Genomic DNA, 17,292 nt, shown 5'->3' with positions numbered 1-17,292 from the left:
ATGCCCCATGTAGCTCCGTCTACAGGACCACAAATTCTCCATAAATCGGTATTATGGTGCGTAACCCAACCATCAGCGCCATACATCACTTTGGCCGTTTCTTTTCCTGCTTCCGATAATTCTCTTACCATTTGAATTAACGGGTCGTGCATTTCAGATAAATTGGTAACCTCTGCAGGCCAATAATTCATTTGGGTATTGATGTTTACAGTATAAGCACTTTTCCAAGGAGGTGTTAAATCATTACACCATAAGCCCTGTAAATTAGCTGGTTGTCCATCTGGCTGTGACGAAGAAATTAGCAAATACCTGCCGAATTGAAAATACAATGCCGCCAATGAAGGATCGAACCCCGTACTAAATTCTTTGATTCTAACATCCGTTGGATTTTTTGCAGCATCGGAAGTGCCTAAATCCAAAGACACTCTATTAAAATAGCTTTGGTAAAAATTAGTATGATCGTTTACCAACTGTTTGTAATTTTTCTTTTCAGCTTTAGTTATAAAATCTGCCGCCTTTTTATGGGCGTCGGCACTCACATCCTGATAGTTTACGAAATTCGTAGCTATAGAAATATAAAGCGTTACACTGTTTGCTTTTAACACGTTTAATTGATTGTTAGCGGCTATTACCTTCCCTCCTTCTGGAACGATTTTAACTCTGGAATCAAATTCCACCTCGCCTTTAATGGCTGGAGATTCGTCTGGTAAGCGCTTATTTTTATTATCACTACCAAAACCTGTCATCACTAGTACGTTATTGCTTTCGGTGAAAAGTGACACTTTTGAAGGTTCTGGTCGGTCCATAGTGGCCGTAAAACTAATTTTACCTTTTTTATTTGCGGTGATTTTCATTACAATCACCTGATCGGAAAAAGAAGTGAAAATTTCACGTTTGTACGCAACACCATCCACGGTATAAGTAGTTGTGTTAATGGCTTTTTCAATATCCAATTCACGATAGTAATTTGAAAAATTTTCTTGATTTTCAAAATTCAACCTTAAATTTCCCACGGTTTCATAAGGCATCCCGTGTGATGTTTTTGAAATAAACGTCTTATCCGCCAAACGGTGGGCTTCATCATATTTTTCTTGAAATAATAATTCCCTAACCTCTGAAAGTGCTTCTTTAGCATCTGGATTGTCGTTTCTATGAGGGCCTCCAGCCCATAATGTTAACTCATTTAACTGAACATTTTCGTTTGTAGGACTTCCAAAAACCATGGCTCCTAAACGACCATTTCCGAGTGGAAGTGCTTCATTCCAATCGGCTGCCGGAGCATCATACCATAGTACCAAGGCGTCTTTTTCCTGGGCGTTACAATTTAAGACTCCAAAAAATACAATAGCTAAAATGCGTAATACGTGCTTCATCTGTTTTAACTTTTTCTATTTAAAAACTTACTACTTACTCTATTCAATATCTATTAAGTAACAAAATTATTATTTCGTATGTATTAGACTATAAATTATAGTTCATTACTACTAAATTATAACCTATTACACTGAAAACATTGAGCTAGAGACAAGAAAAGGGGCTTAAGGATTATTAAAAAACGAATAATGATCCGCCCTTTAAAAACACAAAGCACTATTGCCAAGAATTAAATTTTAAAATCCTTGAATTGAACAGTTATAGTCCCTTTCTTTTTTAATGAATGAAAACAGAAAAGTTTAAAATGATTTCGTTTATTTTAGAATTGTAAAAGGACTGGTTAAAACCTGATTGGACGCCCCTCCTACCTGCACCTGAAATTGTCCTGGTTCTACATCTCGTTTCATATCCAATCCAGTAAACTCAAGCATTTCTGGAGTTATGGTGAATGTTACTTTTTGCGATGTTCCTGCTTTCAATTCAATTTTCTGAAACGCCTTCAACTCTTTTATTGGTCTTACCACGGAACCCGCTATATCTTTAATATAAAGTTGAACGACTTCCTTCCCGGTTCTGTTTCCTGTATTTTTTACATTAACGCTCACAGCAATGCTATCATGTTTTCCCACAGCTGTATCAGAAAGTTCAAGGTTTGAATATTGAAATGATGTATAACTCAATCCAAAACCAAATGGAAATAAAGGTTCGTTATTAGAAAACAGGTAGCCTTTTTTGTAATTTATTTCCTTCTGACTGTAATGAATTGGCAACTGTCCAATATCACGAGGAACTGTTACTGGTAATTTTCCTGAGGGACAAATTTCGCCAAAAAGGGTTCTTGCAACTGCCAAATCGCCAAATTCACTTAATTCCCAACAATCGAGAATGGCATTCGCATGTTCTTCAATCGTATTAATAGAAAGGGTTCTACGATGCTTTAAAACAACTATTACTGGTTTACCCAACTTTTTTAATTCAAGTAATAACTCATCTTGCTGACCCACAGGATCAATATTATCTCTATCACCTAAACCACCACTAAAATAGGCTTCTTTTGAAGTATATTTATCGTCACCAACAAATAACACTACCAAATCCGATTGTTTCGCTTTTTCAACAATTTGTTTTATTCCCACTAAAGTTTCACTTTCTGGTGTTAAAAGTGGTGTGATTCCATCGCCATTGGTTAGTTTAAAGCCTTTTTCTTCTATAAAATTAATATTGGCTCCTGAAATGGTTTCAAAGTAAGTTTTTGTATTTTCATTAAGCACCGGGCCAACTAAAGCAATCGTGACTTTCTTATTTCGATCTAATGGAAGAATGTTATTGTCATTTTTTAATAAAATAATAGATTCCTCATCGGCCTGCTGAGCCAATTTCTTTGCTACCTTATTGCGTGTAATTTCTTTAGCTTTCTCAACATCGGTATATGGATTTTCGAACAAACCAAGTTTAAATTTAGTACGCAACACACGTCTAACGGCTTCATCAATATATTTTATGAGACCGGGTTCTGTTTGAACCATTTTAGGCAAGAGCGCATAAGCATCATCGGCGTACAAATCTACATCTACTCCTGCAGTAAGAGCTAGTCGGGCAGCATCCTCGGGGGTTTCAGCAACCTTCATAAAATAATGTAAACGTCCAATATCGTTAGCATCGGAAACCACATAGCCTTCAAACCCCCAATCGTTTCTTAAAATTTCGGTTAGCAATTTAGGGTTAGCATGACAAGCCACCCCATTAATATCTCCATGAGAGGCCATGATACCAAGTGTATTTGCACGTTGTACGGCCGCTTTAAACGGTGGTAAAATTTCATCCATTAATGTTCGTGGAGCAATTTCTACTGAAGCAAAATTTTTACCTCCAGAAACCTGTGCATACCCCGCAAAATGTTTGGTAACAGCACCTATATGTGTACTAGTAAGCCCATTACTATCATCTTGCAAGCCGGTAACCGAACTTACAATCATTTCCGAAACCAAATGGGTGTCTTCACCAAAAGTTTCACTCATACGTCCAAAACGAGGGTCTCGTGCCATGTCGGCTTCCGGGGAGTGTGTTAAATGCAGTCCTCGTAATCTGGCTTCATGGCCGATTGTATAATATACCTGTTTAACCAAATCAGTATTCCAGGTTGATGATAATGAAATGGGCCTACCAAACTGTGTGCATCCGTGCGCATCCACACCACTATAAGATTCCGTAACGAAAAAGGCCGGAATCCCTAATCGGTTGTTTTTAATTATATATGCTTGTAATTGGTTATTTAAGATGGCGGCTTTTTCGGGGCTATATGAATCACCAGGACTCTTAATCCCTGCAATTCCATACTTTAACCTGCCTTTCACATTTTCGGAAAGTTCAAGATTATCATTTTTATCCAAACGTACGCCAAGCCCAGAATGAAACATCCTAATTTGGGCTACTTTCTCTTCCAAAGTCATACGTGACAACAAATCTTGAACCCGAACCTCAATAGGTAAATCTGGCTGTTTATATTTTATTTCAGGTAAGCGATTGAAGCTAACGGCTATGGTGCAAAACACAAGAATGAATAAACTTTTTTTCATATTGCTTTATGAAGGATATTTGGATAATTAAGCCTTTAAATTTCTCCTATAACTGAGTTACTTTATTATTAGTTCCATGGTCTGTAACCTTGCCTAAACTTACAACAGTATTTCCACTTGAAGATGCTTCCAAAACAATAGGATATTCTGTTTCATTTCTGATGGTGGAATTACTGTCTTTCACCACGATAGGGCGTAAACTAGTATCCACAGGACCTTCTGTACGGTGAAAAACAATTGTATGATTACTACCTAAAATATCTGCAACATTATGATCGCCGACTGCATGTGGGGACGGAAGAATGGTTAACTCTATATCCTGATTTGATTTTGACAATCTGAAATCATTTAATGGCGCATAAGCAAAGTTTCCTGAAGACCCGATTACCTTTCCGTCCTTAGGCATATTAAAATTTGTAGCACCACAATCAATTGCTATTGAATTAATAACCGTTGCTCTGCTTGCTAAATAAGCCCTGATGCCTCCCCTCATTTTTTTAACAGTGCAATTTTCAACTGTAACACTTCCTCCGTGTGTATAAACCCTAATACCATCTTCGGATAGCGGATACATTACATTTTTAGGAATCGGTTTGCCATTTGATTTATAATCCGATCGAACAGGTAAGTCTTTTGGATCGGTTTCCAAATATAAATCGGCACTTGGGCGCATTCTGCCTTCAACCAAAGTATTCTTTATAACCGATTCATCAGCTGGCTCTTGCATATAAATACCATGACCAAATGCTCTTTGCTGTACTTCGCAACTATCAATTGTATTTCGTTTGCCTTTTAAAAGAATTCCACAACGTTTATCTAAACCAAATACATTATCACGCCCTATACCGTAAATACTTCCATAACCATACGGAAATGAACCTCTTACTGTTAATTTTATATTTAAAACCAGATTATCATCACCAGTTACATCCAAAACCGCTTGACCTTTAAGACCACTTGCTAAGGTAGATCGCTCTTGATTGTAGGCACTAAAGTCTGTTACCTCAACCAAACCACTGGTATATGTATCTTCAAAAGTACCTCCTTTAAAAGTGTTTTGGTTACCTGAAATAACAATATAAGTCTGTTTTGTAGACCCTACTGGTGCATTTACATAAACTCCTGTTAAGTCAATAGTATTTTTAGAACCTGAACAGATGATTTTTCTTTTATCCTTTGGAAGCTCGGTAAGGTCATATTTACCAGGCTTCATTACAATATGTTGATTGCTATTTTGTACCGCTTCACATAATGCTGCTAAAGAAGATACTTGTATTGTAGTTTGTGCACACAATTGCACACCATAAAAACATATTAATAGAAAGGTTAATTTAAATATATTCATGTTTTTTATTTTAGATGAGAAAGTATAAATTGAGCTGCATAGTCGTTAAGTTCTTCAATGGAAGGTGTTATATTATTTCCTTTAAAACTGTGGCCAGCATTTTTAATAGTTAATAGTTCCACATTTGCGTTTTTCTCTTTTGCTACCGCCATCATGTAAGTAGAATTTATTATTGGAAGCACCGTGTCTTTGTCTCCATGAATTAATAATATTGGTGGACTATTATTTTCCAAAAGCTCGGTTGGACTAAGCAGTTTTGCCAATTCTAGTTTTTCTTCTAAAGGAGCTCCTAAAAGTCGAACAAAAAGTTTTCCATCTTCAAAAATAGAACCTGGTCTTAAATCGGGGTTTAAACAAGATGTAAATGGAAAATAGGATGTAACACATTTAAAATTAGGATAAAAATTAGACAACTCTGAATCTCCTTTAAAATTTACATTTTCACCTAAAGCAGTAAGCAGGCTTAAGTGCCCGCCAGCAGAGCCTCCCCAAACACCATAATTTTCTTTGTCTAATCTATATGTCTCCGCATTTTTTAAGAGAAACCTAGCTGCATCTTTAGCATCCACCACGGAATCATAAGCATTCGATTCTCCTCTGGCTAATCTGTATTCTATTGTTGCACACACAACCCCATTATCTAGTAGAGTTCTTAAAGTTCCTAAAAAAGGCTTTTTTAAAATGACGAATTGATTTCCTCCTGCCCAGCCTCCTCCATGGACATGTAACATCCATGGATTTTTTTGAAGCACTTTAGGCTTATCAGGATAAAAAATAGTCATTTGTAATTCCTTCCCATCTATCGTTTTATAAACTAATGATTGTTTATTCTTAAAGGAATCCAGGATTTCTTTCTCTTCTGGTGTTTGACCTAACATTGTGATTTGACAAGCTAGAATTAAGATAAAAGTAAAGATTACTTTGCCTAAAAAGTGGTTAATTTTAATCTGAAAATGACATCTAAACATATTCAATATTTTAATTGATTAACTATTCTACAAATATCACACAAACACAAAACTATCAACAACTTAACTCTTATAACAACCTTAAATTAGCATCCCAATAAAACCAATAGCAACTTCAACTTGAAATTGATTATATCAACCTATGTTTTTTAGTCGGATGACTCTATTACCAAATACTCTTTCGCATTTGTATGAATGGAAACTTCGCATTAGTATTTTTAGAATGTGTTTATTAGACCAAGTTCATTGCGTTAAAATTATAAGTACAATGGCTAAACTTATTTTCTATTTCTTAATTATTTATTTTGGGTTGATTCCACAAACGATATGGATCGTCATGCGCCTCCATTTGTTGCAGTAAAAGCGCTTCCATTTCAGCTAATTTTTTGGCATACTTTGGGTTTTCAGCTAAATCTGTTTCCATTTCACTTGCTTTTCCATGCTCTGGTAAATATTCATTTGGATTTTCTTTTAAATTAAAAAGTTGAGTTTCTCTAACCTTACCATCCAATACATCATATTTTATCAGTTTCCAATCGCCTTTTTTAACAGTACGCATCCCTGGTTTTGTTCCACCTGCATACACTCCGTACATAACATCTCTAACCACTTCTTTTTCGCCTTTTAAAACGGGCACAAAACTTTTTCCTTCTACAGTTTTAGGTATTTCAATACCAGCTAAATCGCATAACGTTGGTAATACATCCAAAAGATAAATATTTCCTTTCTTCCGCTTACCAGCTTCAATACCAGGGCCTTTTATAATGAATGGCACGCGCCATGTGTGCTCGTATAAATTTTGTTTTCCTTGTAAGCCATGACGACCAATAGCCATACCATGATCTGCAGTATAGATGATATAAGTGTTATCCAATTCACCCATGGCTTCTAATTTTTTAAGCACTTTACCTAATTGAATATCAATATTTTCTGAACACGCATACTCTCTACCCAGTTCGTTTCTAATGGTATTCTCATCTCTGTTTTTCCAAACGCCACTTACACGTTCTTCATCCCTAAGTTCTGGGTGTCCATGATGAAAAGGATGCTTTAGTAAATAATTATCTTGCAACTGAGGCTGCTTAGGATTTGCTGGAGGCAAGCTGTTTTCATCTTTGTGGTTTACAGCGCCATATTTTTCTAACAATTCTGGAGTACCATTACGCGTATCGTGTGGATGTGAGAACCCGAAGTAAATGAAAAACGGATCTTTTTCTTTGCCTTGTTCTCTATCGGCTAAATAATCCAGTACTTGTTTAGAGTGCCATGCGCTACCAGATTCTTCGGTGCCACCTCTTTTTGTGGCATCTTTGACTACTGTAAATTGTCTGTTTGCTCCAGGATAGGAATTTCCTTTTTTACAAGTTCGCATGGTTTTGTAACCTGCTCTATTAAAAACAGCTCCTATGGTTTGATCATCTATTTCATTGTACAGGGTATCTTTTTGAAATTCTGCACTTCTCGGTAAATGCCAAACGGTACGTCCAGACATAATCATGTGTCTTGAAGGTGTGCATACGGCACCATTCATAGAGCCCATGTGTCGAGCACTTTCAAAAACAATACCTTCGCTAGCTAATCTGTCAATATTTGGTGTTTCTAAAATAGAGTTAGGATCGTAGGTTTTTAAATCAAATGGTGATTGGTCGTCTACCAGTACGAATAAAAAGTTTGGCTGTTTTTTTTCTTTGATTTCTTTTTGTGAAGGCTTATTAGCACAGCCTACGCTTACTATTATAAATATGGAAACTAGAAGTAAAGATGTTTTTTTAATCATTTTAGTAAAAGTTAAAAAGTATTATGAATTAGTTCATCATACTATTTGGTTTGTTTAGGTGAATATTTATATATGCGTAATCATTATTAAATTAAAAAGCGTTTATTTGGGCTGTTCTATAGATAATTTCAGAAATTCAATTTCTATTCGAATTTAATTTTACGTAAATCTCCAGAACCAAATGTCTTAGTTATGGTTTTATATGTAATAGTTACTGGAACTTCGTTATTCAACCAAAGTTCTCCCTTTTTGGACTCTAAAACAATGTTTCCAATTTCGGATGCAGAGATTTTATAGTCTTTGGCATTCAATTGTTTTCCTTTACCCATAAACAACACAAAATCATCATTTTTCTCAACACCAATTAAGGCATACGTTGCATCTGTAATAATGTCTTTATATTTAGCTGTTTTATTATTTGTTGAAGAAAAAACAAAATCTTCTCTTCCCGATTTGCTGATAATATTTAAACCAACAAAATCTTTACTTCCGCTTTCATCTTCAAAACTTTTTATCGATGCAATACTTTTGCCTTCAGTTGAAGTAAATGGTTCGTAAACAGACACGAATGGATGCTCCCAAGCCTCCCCATATTGACGTGCGTTAAATGTTAGATAAGGTGCTTTATCTACATCGTAAGGCAAACCAGAATTTCCTTTAAAAGCTTTGTTTGGTGGCGATTTAAGTGAAAAGAGTTCTCTATTCTCTGAACCTTTCATCCACAGATTCATAAACACATCTTCTTCGCCTTCTGGTCTATCAATTTTCCATTGCGCTTGATAATCTTGATTGGTTTTTATTGATTTTTTATCCCATTGGTAGTCGAAGGCATATAAATACCCTCCTGCAAATGCCATTTCTTCTGATGGTGTAAGGTCTAATGGATTTCCTGAAGCATCCAACACTTCCATTGTTTGCCCTAAATTATGATAGAAATAATCATGAAATTTATCGCCTTTACGTTGCTTTCTAGAACGAAAAACATCTACATAATACCCTGTAGTTTCACCCGTTTTAATTGCACTAACCAATCGGCTTTGGTCACTTCTGGTTTCAGGTTCTAAAAAATAAACATCGGAAAATGTAATATTTGGGTAGTAACCATCCTTTTTCTCGGATTTTGGATATTCACCAATCAAATCAAATGCATGATTACTAAACATTTCCGTATACGAAGAAACACCATCAACCATTACCGTGTTATGCGCTGGAAACTGGGAGTAAAACTCCAAATAAATTGGTTGCAAATAACCCGCACCTTTCCCGGGATCCGCACCTTGTACAAAGCCTTTTCCGTAAAGTTCCATATTAATGCCATTGGCGTGCATATGATTACCTAAAGAACCATTTAACGACACCATCATACCATCTTTTCCTGTTCCCATACGTTGTACATGCCAGCTTACATTAGGCGCATAAAAGGTTTGCGTTATATAATCTTTTATATCTCCTGCTGGATATTTTGGATTCATTTCAAAGGGTTTACTTCTAAAAAATGAAGAAATTTCAGATTTCATCCTTACAGTTCCGCTTCCAGAACGCTCCATATCTTTGCCAAATAAACGATACATACCAGTAAATTCTTTTTCCAGAGCTTCGTCTTTGTTTTTCTGTGCGATACGAATTAAATCTGAGATAGCTTCGGTATTAATATCACCATAATTTGAATCGCCAAAAGCAACGGTTTGCCCATTTGGAAATAAATACTGAGGAAGCATTTTTACCGCCTTCGGAATTACTGGCGTGTATGGCAAAATGTTATGATTGAAGGTGTTATCAAAATCATTAATAAAGGTTGTTAAGTCTTTAGTTACACCTTGTGCATAACCTGGGCATTCTGCCCAAACTCCGGTATTAAAATCGTATGCAAACTCCATAAATTTATTTAATGACCATTGGCGAGCAGAAGTTACATTCAATATATAATTGATATAATATTCACGCCCTTTTTTGTCATCATAATGCTTATTATCCTGTAACACCATGGCGGCTTTTAAAATAATTTTAGCTTGATGTAGATTCCAGTTATTTTGGGGCACCCCGTTTTTAATGATTTGGTCTGTCCAGCGTTTTATAGTTTTATCATACATAGGAATATTGCCAGCATGCGATGCTTCTATATATTGATGTAAATAATCATAAAGTTCGGCAACATCAATTAGAACGCTTTCATGTATCACTTGAAAGTTTGTAAAACCTACTAGGGTTTGAATATGCCCATTTAGCAGATCGATTGGTTCACTTCTATACGACATGCCTTCCAAATAAGTATGCATAATATCGTAAGCAAACTTAGCATAACGTTCATCATTTTCTAACCAATACACAAAAGCCGCATCGCGTGCCAATTCTATTATTTGTTCATTAATTGAATAGATAACGCGTCCGGTTTTAGATGGATCGGCCCATTCAAACGGATTTCCTTCTTTACTTCTATTTGGCAAATACAAGCCTCGAGGATCATCCATATACGGTAAAATATCTTCTAATTTAGGTGTGCCGTAAACGGTGGTATAATCTCTTGAACCTACAAAACGTACGGTAGGAACAGGAGCCTCTCCATCGGCGTGCGAATAGTTAATACCATCCACATAAATATTGGTAGCTTTAGTTTTCCAATGCATTTGCAAACGAGACACCATCCATTCTGGGTCGGTTACATGCTGCACTACATATTTATCAATTCTTTGGTGGATTCCGTTGAGCACTGCTTGAGCCCATAGTTCATTTTTAATTGTTTTTTGCAGATCCTTCTTCCCTTTTTGGGTAATGTACATTCTTGGATACCCTTGTTCTAAATTACTAGGAAGTGGAATTTGAGCATTAGACCAATTTCCCAAAGAAATGAATGCAATTAATATTAGGATCTTCTTCATGTTTATATTTAATCTGTTTATTGTTGATTATATTTTACTAAAACTTAGTATTGTTTTTAATTCTGGCGATCCGCCCCTATTACCACAACCCGAGGCCGTGTAAAGTTTCTTATTGAACCAAATAAGCTGCGTACCATGTCTGCCTTCAGGCAAACTCGATAGCCTACTCCAGGTTTCAGTTTTGGTGTCTAGACATTCTAACTCATTATGCGCTTCTTTTTGAGCTGTACTTTCCCCGCCCGCAAATAAAATTTTATCTTTAATAGCTATAGCTGTACACCCCGCACGTTGGGTAGGCACCTTCTGTTCCATAGTACTCCAAGTACGTGTTTTAAAATCGAATACATCTACTTCTCCAACCGTTAATTCAAAAACTTTTTTAATTTTTCCAGAAGTAACTCTGCCCCCAAGAAGATACAATTTATCGTTACAAACTACCGATGTTGCATGGTCGCGATAGCGTGGAATATCAGGCAGGCGCTCCCAGGTTTGTGTTTTAAAATCATAACTATCAAACCAAGTAACATGCTGGTCCCAATGCCCATCAATAATGCCTCCAGCTATATACAATTTGTCTTTATAAATACTTGCTGTAGTTGAAGCCCTTAAACGATCTTGGGGCATTTCAAAACATTTAGACCAACTGTCGTTTTTAGGATTATAGTTATACACATCTGGAACTGGTGTTTCATGTGGATATTTTCCTGAGTGAGCACCCACAATATATATCATCCCATTATAAGACACACCTTGAAAATGATGCAATTCTAGGGGTGGTTTAGCACCTGAAGTCCATGTGTTTGTTTTAGGATTAAAGATGGAAACTTCCTGGATACGGCGACCACCCAATAAATAAAACATCCCATTTACCTCTACAAATGCAGCCTCATGTCTTGCTACCGGCTCTCCTGTGCATTCTAATGTTTGCCAACTATAATTTTCAAAAACTTGAGCTATTGCTGTTTCGTATAGACCCAATAAAAGAAATATAATTAGAAAAGTATTTGTGCGCATTTTAGGTATTTTTATTTTATCAATTACAATTGAAATCCGCCTTCATATCGTTTGAATGCTGAAGTTATAAATTACATTATGTCTTCAAAAACATCTATATTAGGTTTCAAATTTGCGAAACATTAATCATTTTCTCACGTTAAGTTTAAAGACACTAAATTATAATAAAACCAATGTAACCTTTTTAAATTATGGTGCAATTCATATAACATATGATGCTATTTCTATGTTATTTGAACCATAATAGACACAAACAAAAAAGCCCAGTTGTAAAACCGAGCTTTTTTTGAAGATTTAATCGAAAAGATTTTAAATATTTAATAATGCTGTGTTATATTTTTACGACCTTCTTGGTAATGGTAACATTATTATCACTAACTCTTAAAAGATAAATACCAGAATTTAAATTTGATAAATTTAACCTAACTTCAGTTGAATTTGCAGGTTTGGTTTCCAATACTTTTTGCCCATTTACATTTAATAAGGTTACATTGGTATTATTAATATTTAAATTAGTGTTTACCAAGGAAATATTAAGGTCATCTAAAACTGGATTAGGATATAAGCTGATAGGAGTTACTTCCTCACTTACAGACAAAGCCTTTGAAAACACCTGTACTTCAGCCAAAGACAATGCATTAGAATCGTTTAACTGAACAATTTTAATAGTTTTACCCAAGGCACCACCAGCATCAATAGTTTTTGAAGGGTTTGGAGGATCGTTACTAAAGGTTTTTAAAAATGTTTCTGCTCCATTAGCATCATATACATAAACCGCGAAATCTGCAAGTCTATCGATATAACTTTGCGACCCCGTTCTATTAAAAATTACTATATCACCTATAGGTTGTTCAGAACTCAAATTTACTTGCCACCACGAACCTTCTTCTACAGCAGTATGCGTAACAGAATTTGCATTAAAATTTCCGTTTGTATCTCCATCAATAGCTCTACTTCCCATACCTCCATAAGCTGTTGAGGATTGGATAGCAGCACCTGTTAAAGCCAAATTTGGAGAGTCGCAATCGATAGCCGCAATAACATTCGATCCATTAGTTCCGTTGTCTGTAATATTACTTATATCGCAGGCTCTAACGGTAACTGTTTTACTAACTTCATGCAAATCCACAGGAAAATTAGTTAGGTTTCTAATACTGATGTTTTCAGAAGTTAAATTATTTTGAGACGGATTTGCTCCGTTTATCATTCTTAAGTTTTGCAATTCGCCAGACACCATTATATTTAAATCACTAGGAAAATCGGTTATATCCGAACGAAAGGTTAAATCATGATTTTTACCTCCTACATAAGCTACCGCTTTATGTCCATTGTAATATTCGGCACTTGGAGGTAAAATTGTAATATCTGCATTATAGCCACTATCACTACTATAGGTACTTTGAAAAACAGGACCATAAACAGCATCTGCACCACTGTTTACAACTATTCCGTCTCCTATTGAATAGCCATTTTCACAACCTAGAACAGTACAGCCTTCCACATATTTCTTACCCGTAGCATGCGCTAAAGTCACACCTGTTCTAGCATTCTTAATGGTACAATTTAATACTGTGGGATTATCGGTTCCTCGTTGTATCTCTACTCCATCAATATAAGTGGTTCCGGCATTATAAGCGCGTATTCCTGCTTCCTGCAAACTTAACATGTAACCAGGAGGAAGTCGGTACCCCCAAGTTGTCATAAAATCCACATCGTATGCTGGACCTGAAGTTTCTGCTAACATATCATCTGTTTTTCGCATTTCTCCTTCAATATAACAGTTTTCAATTAGCGGGTAACTTGCTGCTTGCATAAACACAATATGTCCATAAGAACGAGAAATTATTGTACAATCCTTAAGATGATTTCGAAGGCCTCGAATAAGGACTCCGGAATGCTTATAATGTTTAATAACAGTACCCGTTCCACCTTTACCAAAAGCATCACCATAACCATACGGATAAGAACCTCTAAGTGTTAAATGAAAACCTTCAATTCTATTATCCCTACCATCTATAATAATATTTTGTGCAGTTTTGTTAGGTACTGCGTTACCGATATCTTCAATGGTTAAATTTTTTAGCACGTTGTTGTTTCCCAAAATTTGAAATTCATTTACATCAACATTTCCAAATTTGGTAAACACCAAAGTATTTATACTTATTTTAACACCAGTAAAATCGTAGGTACTATTAGAACCCTCGAAAAGAAACAAAGGATTAGAAAACTTACCGTTGGTAATATCAAATGCACTAACAGAGTAATTGCCTGGCTCTAGTTTAACATCTACATTACTTTGTTTTAAATAAGGTAATAAATCTTGTAAATTATTTACGGTGATGGTTTGTGCCTTTACTTGCTGCATGAATAGCACAAAAAAAGCGATAACAATTGTTTTTAATAAAGTGTATTTTTTCTTCATAATATCATTTTCTTAGTATTTCTCAAAAATACAAATCCATACCTCTAAAAATTATAACATATGTTCCATCGACTATAACTTAAAACCCTAATAACAAAAAAAGCATCTTTAAAAATTTAAAAAGATGCTTTATCTGATGCGCTTAGTTGTATTTAACTACTTTTTTACAATCTTTTTGGTAAAGACGCTTTCACCTGAATGAATTCTAGCGATATAAATTCCAGCCGGAAAATTTGTTAAATCTAATACTACATTACTGTTCTTTATACTTTTTGAAACAAAAGTTTTGCCTGTTACATCCAACACCTCTACCTTACCCACAAATGCCTTTTTAAAATCAATTTTTAAAATGCCTGATGTTGGTACAGGATACATGATTATAACTTCTCCTAACTTGTGATCAATGACACTTAATGAATAACTAGGCACTTCTACAATTTCAAATCTGGATTGATTGGTTGTATTACTAGTGGCAGAAAGTATTATTTGGTTTGAAGTGGTGTTTGCACCTATAATTCGCGCATAATCATTAGTTATATGAAATGTAGTTCTGCTCTCGGGCATTACAACAGACCATTGTGCAGAAGCATCAATAACCGTTTTTGCAGACATGACCGGTAAACCACTAGAAGTAGTTGCTGTTAATCGGGGTTTCTCACCACCACCTACACAATCAATAAAAAAGTAACCTGATCTGTCTTGAACAGGCGTAAAAACCCAATACGCTGTCGTTTCAGAAGGGAAAAATTCTGTAAAATCAGGTACTGGCGTTCCAATACTAGTATGATAAGGTATTGAATAGGCGTTATCGCCACCATTAGCCGCTGCAAAAGCCAAATACCTATTATTTCCTAACCAATATGCTTTGTTGGGGTTTGGGAAACCCACAGGTTCTTCATCACAACCTAATATGTTATTATTTGTACCATTATCAACAACAGGTCCACATGATTTCCCTGTGGTTCCTGTAGTTTCTGTATCCATTAATAACGTATACCCAGTTAAATTATTAACTATAATATTGGTTGAAGTTAAACCACCAGTACTACCATCACTTAATAGGCTTCTAACACCAGAATTTACCCCGGACATTTTTAAATACATATTTGTGTCGGGATTGGTTTCACTACTCCTAAACGTTAAATTATGATTTTTTCCTCCAATGTAAGCTATTTGTTTACTCCCATTGGCATCGGTACTGCTTGGCAATATGGTAATATCGGCTGTTACACCAGAGTCTGAAGAATAAGCTGTGCCATAAACAGGCCCATATTGTGCATCGGACCTTGAATTAACTATAGTCCCAGAGCCTATAGCATATCCTTGCTCGCAACCAATGGTTTCGCAATTCTCTACATATTTCGTTCCCTTAGCATGAGATAAGGTTACACCGCCCCTAGCATATTTAACGGTACAATTTATTACTGTAGGGTTGTCTGTTGCTCTTTGTATCACTTCACCATCAATAAAAGTAGTTCCTGCATCGTAAGCACGAATTCCTTCTTCTTGTAAACTCATTGTATAACCAGGTGGCAATCTATACCCCCAAGATGTCATAAAATCTTTATCATAAGCAGGTCCTGAAGTTTCTGCCAACATATCATCGGTAGAACGCACCTCGCCTTCTATGTAACAACCTTCAACTTTCGGATAACTAGCTGCTTGCATAAAAACAATGTGTCCATACGAACGTGAAATAATTGTACAATCTTTTAAATGATTACGCAAACCACGAATAAGAATCCCACTGTGTTTATAATGTTTAATTACTGTATCAGTACCGCCTTTTCCAAAAGCATCTCCATAACCGTAAGGGTATGACCCACGTACCGTTACATGAAAACCTTCTACTCTGTTGTCCCTTCCGTCTATTACCATCGTTGTTGCGCGATTAACTGGCCTAGTATTTCCTGTCTCGACCCATTTTAGATTTTTAAGAACATTATTATTTCCTAATATCTGAATAAAATAGGCATCCACATTACCTAAACCTGAAAATACAGCGATCTCTACTTCTATAGTTACATCAGTAAAATCATAGATGTTATTTGATCCTTCAAAAAGTAACAAAGGATTGGAATATTTATCTGCTATTATATCTGACAATGTAATACTATAAGCACCCGGCGCCAGTTTAATATCTACATTGCTTTGCTTTAAATAAGGCAATAACTCTTCTAAAGAATTTACCGTTACGGTTTGCGCCTCTAACTGATTTATAAACATCGTAACAAAAGCAACAACAATTGCTTTTAATAAAGTGTATTTTTTCTTCATAAAAATTTAGTTTTTTTGGTATGTATCAAAAATACAAATCAATAATTCTACAAATTATAACATATGTTGCTAAGACTATAACTTAAAGCCCACCAAACAAAAAAAACACCTTCCAACTATTAGAAAGGTGCTTTTTCTGATTTTATTTTCTTTTATCTTTTGTTACAAAAAATACTTTCAAAAATGTATCATGATTGATTATAATTTAATTTTAACTAATTTATTTGAAGCATCATAACTTCCATTTTTAGCATTCGCATTAACAGTTAAAGATGATTTGCTTTTTGGACTGAATAAACTGAATGTTGCGATTGGTTGCCCTTGAAAGATTACGTTTTGATTTGATTGAAAATCCTCTACCAAAGCCGTGTATTTAGAAAGTGAATGGATTAAAACCTGCCCATCGCGACGCAAGTAACTTCCATGTCCGATAAATAATTCTTCAATATTTTGAATATTGCTTTGGTCTGCGCCTTCTTTAAATTTCAAAACTGTTAAATATGAGTCGGTTTCCCAACCTTCTATATTTATTAAACTATTTCGGTGCTTCAATCGGCCATCTGCCAATAAATTAAAATACACAACTGTTGTTATTCCGTTTTGGGTGATGGAAACTTTTTGATAATCTTTACCTTCTTCCTTTGTAATTATTGGAAGATTCTT

10 protein-coding genes are annotated in these 17,292 nt (G+C 35.4%); all 10 read right to left on the bottom strand.

The features are described from left to right. Positions 1 to 1,373: glycoside hydrolase N-terminal domain-containing protein (locus ABYI63_RS15830; RefSeq protein ID WP_372757736.1), on the bottom strand; the 1,373-nt coding region annotated here is incomplete at its 3' end. A gap of 315 nt (positions 1,374 to 1,688) precedes the next feature. Further along, positions 1,689 to 3,950 carry a glycoside hydrolase family 3 N-terminal domain-containing protein gene (locus ABYI63_RS15825; RefSeq protein ID WP_372757734.1) on the bottom strand — a complete coding sequence of 754 codons (2,262 nt, stop codon included), beginning with the start codon at positions 3,948 to 3,950 and terminating at the stop codon, positions 1,689 to 1,691. Between the two features lie 46 nt (positions 3,951 to 3,996). Further along, positions 3,997 to 5,295 carry a right-handed parallel beta-helix repeat-containing protein gene (locus ABYI63_RS15820; protein ID WP_372757732.1) on the bottom strand — a complete coding sequence of 433 codons (1,299 nt, stop codon included), beginning with the start codon at positions 5,293 to 5,295 and terminating at the stop codon, positions 3,997 to 3,999. A 5-nt stretch (positions 5,296 to 5,300) separates the two neighbouring features. After that, positions 5,301 to 6,173, bottom strand: a complete 873-nt coding sequence (locus ABYI63_RS15815; protein ID WP_372757730.1) for a prolyl oligopeptidase family serine peptidase — start codon at positions 6,171 to 6,173, stop codon at positions 5,301 to 5,303. A gap of 382 nt (positions 6,174 to 6,555) precedes the next feature. Beyond that, complete coding sequence (locus tag ABYI63_RS15810; protein ID WP_372757728.1) at positions 6,556 to 8,040, bottom strand: sulfatase-like hydrolase/transferase; 1,485 nt, start codon at positions 8,038 to 8,040, stop codon at positions 6,556 to 6,558. 143 nt (positions 8,041 to 8,183) lie between these two features. Further along, on the bottom strand, positions 8,184 to 10,916 hold the full coding sequence (locus tag ABYI63_RS15805; protein ID WP_372757726.1) for a six-hairpin glycosidase: 2,733 nt from the start codon (positions 10,914 to 10,916) through the stop codon (positions 8,184 to 8,186). 27 nt (positions 10,917 to 10,943) lie between these two features. Beyond that, positions 10,944 to 11,930 (bottom strand): Kelch repeat-containing protein, encoded by a 987-nt coding sequence (locus ABYI63_RS15800; RefSeq protein ID WP_372757724.1) that lies wholly within the window; start codon positions 11,928 to 11,930, stop codon positions 10,944 to 10,946. A 331-nt stretch (positions 11,931 to 12,261) separates the two neighbouring features. Then, a complete protein-coding gene (locus tag ABYI63_RS15795) occupies positions 12,262 to 14,352 on the bottom strand; it encodes a T9SS type A sorting domain-containing protein (protein ID WP_372757722.1) in 2,091 nt (696 codons plus the stop codon). Positions 14,353 to 14,508: 156 nt separating this feature from the next. Then, entirely contained in the window at positions 14,509 to 16,629 is a 2,121-nt protein-coding gene (locus ABYI63_RS15790) for a T9SS type A sorting domain-containing protein (RefSeq protein ID WP_372757720.1), read from the bottom strand. Between the two features lie 198 nt (positions 16,630 to 16,827). After that, the coding region (locus tag ABYI63_RS15785; RefSeq protein ID WP_372757718.1) for a hypothetical protein at positions 16,828 to 17,292 on the bottom strand (465 nt) is incomplete at its 5' end.

It is taken from the genome of Mariniflexile sp. (genome assembly GCF_041583155.1).
GTDB lineage: Bacteria > Bacteroidota > Bacteroidia > Flavobacteriales > Flavobacteriaceae > Mariniflexile.
Note: the sequence above shows the minus strand (reverse complement) of the source record. Positions and strands in the feature narration are given on the sequence as shown.

Coding starts and splice junctions, on each gene's coding strand:
- ABYI63_RS15795 (WP_372757722.1), bottom strand. CDS start 14,352: ATGAAGAAAAAATACACTTTATTAAAAACAATTGTTATCGCTTTTTTT.
- ABYI63_RS15810 (WP_372757728.1), bottom strand. CDS start 8,040: ATGATTAAAAAAACATCTTTACTTCTAGTTTCCATATTTATAATAGTA.
- ABYI63_RS15815 (WP_372757730.1), bottom strand. CDS start 6,173: ATGTTAGGTCAAACACCAGAAGAGAAAGAAATCCTGGATTCCTTTAAG.
- ABYI63_RS15825 (WP_372757734.1), bottom strand. CDS start 3,950: ATGAAAAAAAGTTTATTCATTCTTGTGTTTTGCACCATAGCCGTTAGC.
- ABYI63_RS15820 (WP_372757732.1), bottom strand. CDS start 5,295: ATGAATATATTTAAATTAACCTTTCTATTAATATGTTTTTATGGTGTG.
- ABYI63_RS15805 (WP_372757726.1), bottom strand. CDS start 10,916: ATGAAGAAGATCCTAATATTAATTGCATTCATTTCTTTGGGAAATTGG.
- ABYI63_RS15800 (WP_372757724.1), bottom strand. CDS start 11,930: ATGCGCACAAATACTTTTCTAATTATATTTCTTTTATTGGGTCTATAC.
- ABYI63_RS15790 (WP_372757720.1), bottom strand. CDS start 16,629: ATGAAGAAAAAATACACTTTATTAAAAGCAATTGTTGTTGCTTTTGTT.